At 37.6% G+C, this 4,497-nt stretch carries 7 protein-coding genes and 1 pseudogene; 1 reads left to right on the top strand and 7 read right to left on the bottom strand.

The annotated features are described in order from the left end of the window. Positions 1-849: MobQ family relaxase (mobQ, locus tag O1449_RS16200; protein ID WP_269239903.1), on the bottom strand; the 849-nt coding region annotated here is incomplete at its 3' end. Positions 850-1,038: 189 nt separating this feature from the next. Here mobQ and O1449_RS16195 point away from each other — a divergent pair. Further along, positions 1,039-1,299: a mobilization protein gene (locus O1449_RS16195; protein WP_269239901.1), complete on the top strand. Its 261-nt coding sequence runs from the start codon at positions 1,039-1,041 to the stop codon at positions 1,297-1,299. Here O1449_RS16195 and O1449_RS16190 read toward each other — a convergent pair. From O1449_RS16190 to O1449_RS16165, 6 genes and pseudogenes are all read right to left on the bottom strand, one after another. After that, the gene (locus O1449_RS16190; RefSeq protein WP_269239899.1) at positions 1,294-1,518 is read right to left on the bottom strand and encodes a hypothetical protein; all 225 of its coding nucleotides are present in this window, start codon (positions 1,516-1,518) and stop codon (positions 1,294-1,296) included. The genes O1449_RS16195 and O1449_RS16190 overlap by 6 nt on opposite strands. 23 nt (positions 1,519-1,541) lie before the next feature. Then, positions 1,542-1,736 (bottom strand): antitoxin VbhA family protein, encoded by a 195-nt coding sequence (locus O1449_RS16185; protein ID WP_269239897.1) that lies wholly within the window; start codon positions 1,734-1,736, stop codon positions 1,542-1,544. Then, positions 1,723-2,775, bottom strand: a complete 1,053-nt coding sequence (locus tag O1449_RS16180) for a RepB family plasmid replication initiator protein (RefSeq protein ID WP_269239895.1) — start codon at positions 2,773-2,775, stop codon at positions 1,723-1,725. Before O1449_RS16180 ends, O1449_RS16185 begins: the two co-directional genes overlap by 14 nt. A gap of 576 nt (positions 2,776-3,351) precedes the next feature. After that, entirely contained in the window at positions 3,352-3,645 is a 294-nt protein-coding gene (locus tag O1449_RS16175) for a type II toxin-antitoxin system RelE/ParE family toxin (protein WP_269239893.1), read from the bottom strand. Then, positions 3,642-3,896 (bottom strand): type II toxin-antitoxin system ParD family antitoxin, encoded by a 255-nt coding sequence (locus tag O1449_RS16170; protein ID WP_269239891.1) that lies wholly within the window; start codon positions 3,894-3,896, stop codon positions 3,642-3,644. Before O1449_RS16170 ends, O1449_RS16175 begins: the two co-directional genes overlap by 4 nt. A gap of 85 nt (positions 3,897-3,981) precedes the next feature. Then, positions 3,982-4,497, bottom strand: a pseudogene (locus O1449_RS16165) (MobA/MobL family protein); the annotation flags it as partial.

The following is a 4,497-nucleotide window of genomic DNA, read 5'->3' as shown; positions in this document are numbered from 1 at the left end:
ATTGTGTACATCCACATCATATTTTGTTTTTTCGTGGCTATGTGGTGATTCTGTGCGTAATTTGGCTATGGTTTTCTCTGTTGCAATAATTTCTTGCTCCAGTCCATTGATGATTTCTACCAGTTTTTCGGAATTTTGTGCTTTGATTGCATCGTTTTTTAGGCTGATTTCAGTATCAATGCCCTGTCTGCGTAGCTGTGTGACCTTGCTACCCTCATGAATTGTGGCTTGTAGTCCATTATCTTGGTTGGCATAACTGCGGTGGTCTACTTCGGTCAAGTAACCTGCTCTCGCCAAGTGTTTGTTGGCTAGATCGGCAAAACTTTCTCGCCAAAATTCGACTTCCTGTTTGCCATTGTCGTTAAATTCCCTTGTCTTTTTTCCTAAATTTCCATGTTCATCAATGCTTCGGGTCGTAAACATGATGTGAGCATGATAATTACGCTCATCACTTCCATTTGCTGTGTGTGGTGCATGAATTGCAGCATCCACAACAACGCCATGACGTTTTATGATGTCTTGGCATAATTCATTGAGCATTTGTTCACGTTGCTGTTGGTTGAGTTCATGCGGAAAAGCGATTTCAAACTCTCTAGCAAGTTGTGAATTTTTACGATTCTCAACTTTCTCAACGATATTCCAAAGTTGGTTACGGTCTAATAATTCAGGATTTGTATTTTCAGGGGCATAGATTTTTTTTAATTCTACGCCTGTTTTTTTTGTATAGTCCTGTTCTTTACCTTGTCTTTCGTCTATCAATTTTTCACCTGAACGATAGGCAGAACAAGCAACGGCTGAACGTCCGTCACTTCTGCTTATGTTCTTCACTGAAAAATGATAAATCGCCATGATTTATTTTTGCCTTTTAAAATCTTTAGATTTTCGGGGTAAAGGGGTGTCCCTTTTCGTACTTCCAAACTTAATGAAATTAGTTTGGGAAAGTGCGCCCTTTGGGAAAACCACGATAGCAGACAGTACCTTGAATTTCAATTCATGTACGCTTATGCTAACTGTGGTTTTTTAGGGTTTGGAATTACAATGAAAATGGAATCTTTAGAACAACAAATTGCTAAACAGGAAGAACGCTTAAAACAGCTTAAAGCTCAAAAGCAAGCTGTATTGGCTCGTGAAAAAAAGAAGTTATCTGACCAACAACGAAAAGATGATACTAGACGTAAAATCCTGTTAGGTTCTTTATCACTAAAAAAAATGGAAGATGAAGCAGAAAAAACAAAAATACTCGCTGATCTCAACGAGTATTTAACAGAAGATCGAGACCGAAGTTTGTTTGATTTATAATGGAAGTTTTGTATTGGTTATTTCTAGGAATAATCCATTAAATGGATTATCTTTATTAAGATTTTTAAGAGTAAGATGGCGATGTAGTTGGGTGTATCTGTCCCGTTCTTCATCTGTAAAATCATTTGCTAAAGAAAATACAAAATCTACAAGTCGAAGCCATTCATCACCTTTAAAAACATCCAATAAGATTTGGTCGAGTTCGGAATCTTCTATCATTTAACGTGCCGTTATTTAAAAAGCTATCTCTTGATGCCATAGTGTTTGTCTAATGCTTTGATTGCCGCATCAATGCTTTTAATCTCGCCATTGTTGTATGCATCAAAAATGTACTGTGTATCAGGGTTTGGATGCAAATTATCTACAGCAAAGATAGCTTGCGTTTGTGCATGTATTTCCTTTCTTTTCCTGATCTCATCTAGCTTACTGTTTTTCATAGCTTATTCTCTTAAAGTCTGTTTCTGTCCGCAGTGTTTTAAAAATCCGCTTGGCTGTTTCCTCTCGTACACTGGCAGGGTCACGTAGAATATTCGCAATCCACACCTCAAACGCCTTGTAATTTGGGAATGTACTAAGGTCTGATAGGCTGTGTAACTGTGACAAAATAGAACTGTATGTGTTGATTTGACTGTCTGACATTTTGCAAAACATATCCACCGTGTCAGGATCACGGCTTGGCTTAGATTCTTCTTTTGCCTTTTTTTCTTTAAATTTCAGCTCTAAATGCGTAAATTTACGTCCTGATTTAATTAACTCATAGCTAACTTTATAAGGTGTTTTTTCATTGATCTCTTTGATTGCGGTATCAATAACCCATTTTCTCAGGTCTTTAGTAGCCTCATATTTTTCAAATAAAGCTAAAGAATAACGTAGGTCTTCTAAACTAATTTTACAGTACCCTGTTGATTTAAATTGCATCATCATTTGATAGAAGCGGAAACTATAAACACTGCCAAAACCTGCGACATCATCAAGTAGGAATTGGGTGAAATTAGCCTTTAACTCACTGAGTAACGGTAAAATACGACTATCAAAAACAACCCTAGCCACAATATCGTCACTATGTCGCCCAAAAGGTAATGATTCTAGTAAATTATATTTTCTTAACCCATTGAGATAGTTTTTATAATCTTCAGGGTTTGGGTATTTTAATTTTAATCGGGCATCCGCATTTTTATCGAAACGTAAAACCTCTGACAACCAATGAAATTCTAATACTCCTACATTGGTTTCTATAAGTAAGGTTTTTTTCATTAAATCTTTAGTGGCATTCCGAATATCTCGTGTTGCCTGATCAGCATTAGCTCCCAGTCGAATAAAATCATCTCTTGTAATGTAATAGGCTTGTTTAGGGTCTATTGGTTCATTTTTAGGAATCTGTGCTAATGCTGATAAGAGCAAACGTTGTTCACTCACACTTAAATTATATGACGCTTTAACAATGGAATTATCCATCACAACTAGATCGTTATTCACCCGACAATCCCTCCCTTTTTGTTATATTAGGAGAAATCTACAGAACTCTTTTTTAAATTAAAAGGAGAGTTTTGTAAACCTCCTTTTTCACCGACAATCCCTCCCCCTTTCACCGACAATCCCTCCCCCTTTCACCGACAATCCCTCCCCCTTCACCGACAATCCCTCCCCTTTAATACTCTAAGAGTATTGTATAGCAAGGCTTTGAAGGGGGTCTAAAAACTATTTAAAAACTATTAAAAATATAAAAAAGAGAAAAAATCAAAAAAACCTGTGGATAACAGCCCTATGGCACTCGCTTCGCTCGTGACATTTTGACCTCGTTTCACTCGGTCTGTCGGGCTGTTTTTTTCCGTTACTGGTAGCATGGATTCTGAAAAGCAAAAGCAAGAATGGATTCGCTGCGCTCATAGAGCTTTTTTGCTCGCTTCGCTCGATCTAGGGGCATAAGACAACATGGAAATATAGATTTTCTAGGTTTCAAAACACTAAAAAGCGGTTTTTCAGAGGGTCTAAGCGCAAATTTTGATTGTTCGCTCGTAGACACTCGCTCTGGAAAACCTTGTATTTGTTAGTTTAACTTTCAAATAGTGCCGTGTAGTTCATGACTGAATTTAGCACTCGAACAATGAAAATATGACCCGATGTAATACAGAAAAATATTGAATAATTTTGATATACACGTCTGCGAATACCCAATTCAATTAGTTCTGGAACGATTGGAAAGGCTTTAGGCATTCCACCAATTGACAAGCATTTCTGCTCCAGTTCTAGGATAAAAGACAAGGCACGTTGGGGATTATCCTGGGCGATGAAGTCAGCGATCTGCTCTAAATCATTTTCAGCCTGTTTAGCAAAAATCACTTTCATGATTTATCTACCATAGCCTGATATTTTGCTTTCAGGCGGCTAAAAGTGTCCTCTGCTGGTACAGTTCGCCCTGCTTCGATGTCTGCCATACCTTGCATGACTAACGCTTTGAGAGCTTCCTGCTGTGTTTCTCGCTCTTGAATTAGACGTATGCCCTCTCGTAATACTTCACTTTTTGAACCATAGCGTCCGCCATCAACCAGTTCCTGCACATAGCTTTCAAGGTTTTTTCCTAAGTCTGCACTGATCATTTTTTTGCACCTGTTTTGATAATAGTTGATAAAAATTTATCAACTATTATCAAAACAGGCAAATTTTAGAAAGACAAAAGGGATGTCAACGTCCCCGCCCGTTGTCCTGCTCTTGGGTTCTAGCTATGCTGACAGTGGCATTTTTCTCATTGAGTTCTCGTTCCAACTGTTTGATTTTTTTGTATTCATCTGGGTATTTTTGCTGTATTAAACTTTCGGCTTTTTGCCAGTGTTCAGACACTACACCACGATTTTTGATTCTTTGGTGTTCGGTTTTGAGGTGGTTGTATTTGGCTTTGATCTCGTTATCGTGTTGGTGGACTAAATTTGCTAGTTCACCCTCCCATGCCTTGAGTTTAAAAGGATTGAATGGTTTGTTATTCCGATGGGTTTCAATTTGATCGAGTAGTTTTTTACTGGTTTCTATGTATTCACTCATTTGATTTATAATGGTTTTTAGTTCTTTTTCATGGATTTGTTGGGCTAAATCCTGAATTTTGGTTTTGAAAAGTTGAACGGCAATTTGCTTTTCACTGGTTGGAATATCTTGGAATGTAGTGCTAGATTGCTCTGGTTTGCGTTCTAAGCGATTTTTATTGTC

The sequence above is a fragment of the Acinetobacter sp. TR3 genome, from assembly GCF_027105055.1.
Taxonomy (GTDB): Bacteria; Pseudomonadota; Gammaproteobacteria; order Pseudomonadales; family Moraxellaceae; genus Acinetobacter.
Note: the sequence above shows the minus strand (reverse complement) of the source record. Positions and strands in the feature narration are given on the sequence as shown.

Coding starts and splice junctions, on each gene's coding strand:
- O1449_RS16185 (WP_269239897.1), bottom strand. CDS start 1,736: ATGAAAAACAGTAAGCTAGATGAGATCAGGAAAAGAAAGGAAATACAT.
- O1449_RS16195 (WP_269239901.1), top strand. CDS start 1,039: ATGAAAATGGAATCTTTAGAACAACAAATTGCTAAACAGGAAGAACGC.
- O1449_RS16190 (WP_269239899.1), bottom strand. CDS start 1,518: ATGATAGAAGATTCCGAACTCGACCAAATCTTATTGGATGTTTTTAAA.
- O1449_RS16175 (WP_269239893.1), bottom strand. CDS start 3,645: ATGAAAGTGATTTTTGCTAAACAGGCTGAAAATGATTTAGAGCAGATC.
- O1449_RS16170 (WP_269239891.1), bottom strand. CDS start 3,896: ATGATCAGTGCAGACTTAGGAAAAAACCTTGAAAGCTATGTGCAGGAA.